Genomic DNA, 2,197 nt, shown 5'->3' on the forward strand with positions numbered 1-2,197 from the left:
GCTTATCAAGCCCGCAAAACTGTCCGAACGGACGGGACCACCTCAGGTGGAAAACGATGCCCGGAAGCCATGCGGTACATGGCAGTGATGGAAACCCGCACGGTTAAGCAGATAACCCAGCGCGTTTTCACTCATGACCTGTCTGGGGCGACGCGTATTGGGAAACAGATGCGGCCATCGCCCGCTAAATGGCCGGAGCGCCACCGGGAATTGCAGGCATCCTGACCATATTGGCCGAGACAGGCATGCGCATGAACCCAGCAGACCGCGCACCCTCACGTGGCACACGCCCGGCGGCAATGCCACCAGGGCGCTGGAGGAGGGGGCGGCAAACGGCTTCCTTTACACCAGCGGCACCACCGGCAGGCCGTTCGCCAATTTCTCATCCAATCATGCCCAGATCATGCGACGCATCCTGCGTGACAATCCGCTGTTCCGGCGCTTCGGGGTGCATGGCCTGCGACATGCCTTTGCCGTGCGGTGGCTGAAAGCAGGGGGAAACATCTATCGCCTGTCGCGGCACCTTGGACACAGTTCCGTGAAGGTAACCGAACAGAACTATCTGGGCTTCCTGACCGTGGAGGAACAGGAGCGGGTCCAGTTCCAGGCGGAGCAGATTTTTGCAGCACCTACCACAATTTCTACCACAGCAGCCTGAAAAACCACCCTGAAACGACCAAAGCGCCCCAAAGGGCGCTTGGCAATTTCTTGTTTGTTTACAAGAAGTTCTGGCGGAGGGGATGTCCGCCGCAAAAACAAATCAACATATTGATTTATTAACATTTATTGCGTGACCACAAAAAGTTATCCCACACAAAAACCCACATAATATCGTCACTTACGTCATTTCGGGTGGTCCAGAGGGCACAGGACCATCCGCCTTTACCTGCGTCTTCATTGCCAGGCAACGCGGATTCTGACGGGCGATTCATGCTCATGAAAACAGCACCCGCTCCAATGCCTCGATCAGTTCAGCGCGCTTGGCATGGGGCAGCTTGGCAAGATTGCGCTGTTTCCACATGACGGCCGGCAAATGCTGGGCCTCCGGTATCCCGAGTAGTTCCCAAGCCGGTTCGCCTTGCTTGAAGCTGACGAGGAAGCGCCGGTGATCGTCCGGCATGGCGGCAACCATCTCGGCGATAATCGCTTCCCGTGCGGCTTCCAGTTCCGCGAGAGTGACGGACTCTTCCGTCATTCCGACAAAGCCCCGCTCGAATTCCTCGCGCAGCGGTTTGCGGGTCGGGGCAAGAACTTCAGCCATCGGGCGGTTATGGCTGATGAGATAAACCAGAAAAGCTCGACGCAATGCATCGTCGACACCCTCGTTCGCCAGCAGGCCGCGCACGTCGAAAAGGTCGCGGGGATGCTGGCGGTCGAATGCAGCTACGATCTTGCCCGCATAAAGGTCAGCGAAAGATACGACTTGCATCTCGGCAAACCCGAAGGCGTCTTCGACAGCAGGCACCACGCTTGTCACAGCCGGATCATAGACGGTGCCTCGTAGCACCGGCGTTACCTCTATCTTTATCTGTACACCGCCGACCCGAACGACCAGCTTGGTCACGATGTTCTCACCGGCCGAACGTGAGGCATTGACCCTCACACCGGATATGCCCTGTTCGATCCGCTCCTTGATCCTGAGCATCGCGGCATCAATCGCAGAGAGCGATGCGGGCCGCCCCTCAACCGGCAGATATGTCAGGTCGATGTCCACGGAAAGGCGTGGCATGTCGCGCACAAATAGGTTGATCGCAGTGCCACCCTTAAGCGCGAAAATCTGCTCCCCCGCGACGAAAGGAACAACCCGCATCAAGAGAGCCACCTGCTGCTTATACCAACCATTGTTTGGCCTGACTCACGGGGTACCCATCGGTTTAAAAATGTGATTCATAGGATGCAGACCATTCTCTGAAGGAGGCATTCTGGATGGGCAGCCCTCTATCCCTGCGTGACGATCATGATAGTTCGGAGTTGCGACGCCTTGCGCGCAGAAGCCGGCATGCGGGTCAGTCGCGTCGCCTGTTGGCGCTTGCGGCGATTTATGATGGCGCCTCGCGCGGCGAGGCGGCCCTGCTTGCGGGGACAGACCGTCAGAGTATCCGTGACTGGGTGCTGCGTTTCAATGCGGATGGCCCGGATGGCCTTGTGGATCGTCATGGCGGGGGACAGAAAGCCCGCCTGACACAGGAGATGCTGT

4 protein-coding genes are annotated in these 2,197 nt (G+C 58.0%); 3 read left to right on the forward strand and 1 reads right to left on the reverse strand.

Translation table 11 applies throughout. From position 1 onward, the window contains the following. A partial coding sequence (locus GEU01_RS27680; RefSeq protein ID WP_408734725.1) for a hypothetical protein occupies nucleotides 1-225 on the forward strand: 225 nt, incomplete at its 5' end. Nucleotides 226-403: 178 nt separating this feature from the next. Continuing rightward, the gene (locus GEU01_RS24080; RefSeq protein WP_081500054.1) at nucleotides 404-658 is read left to right on the forward strand and encodes a tyrosine-type recombinase/integrase; all 255 of its coding nucleotides are present in this window, start codon (nucleotides 404-406) and stop codon (nucleotides 656-658) included. A 276-nt stretch (nucleotides 659-934) separates the two neighbouring features. On the opposite strand, the gene GEU01_RS20955 is transcribed toward GEU01_RS24080, so the two are convergent. Beyond that, complete coding sequence (locus GEU01_RS20955; protein WP_042711009.1) at nucleotides 935-1,810, reverse strand: nucleotidyl transferase AbiEii/AbiGii toxin family protein; 876 nt, start codon at nucleotides 1,808-1,810, stop codon at nucleotides 935-937. A 116-nt stretch (nucleotides 1,811-1,926) separates the two neighbouring features. Between GEU01_RS20955 and GEU01_RS20960 the strand changes: the two genes are divergently transcribed. After that, the coding region (locus GEU01_RS20960; protein WP_026018770.1) for a helix-turn-helix domain-containing protein at nucleotides 1,927-2,197 on the forward strand (271 nt) is incomplete at its 3' end.

This window comes from Komagataeibacter europaeus LMG 18890, assembly GCF_000285295.1.
Taxonomy (GTDB): Bacteria; Pseudomonadota; Alphaproteobacteria; order Acetobacterales; family Acetobacteraceae; genus Komagataeibacter; species Komagataeibacter europaeus.

Excerpts from the sequence above, each read along its gene's own strand:
- GEU01_RS24080 (WP_081500054.1), top strand. The coding sequence starts at position 404 with ATGCGACGCATCCTGCGTGACAATCCGCTGTTCCGGCGCTTCGGGGTG.
- GEU01_RS20955 (WP_042711009.1), bottom strand. The coding sequence starts at position 1,810 with ATGCGGGTTGTTCCTTTCGTCGCGGGGGAGCAGATTTTCGCGCTTAAG.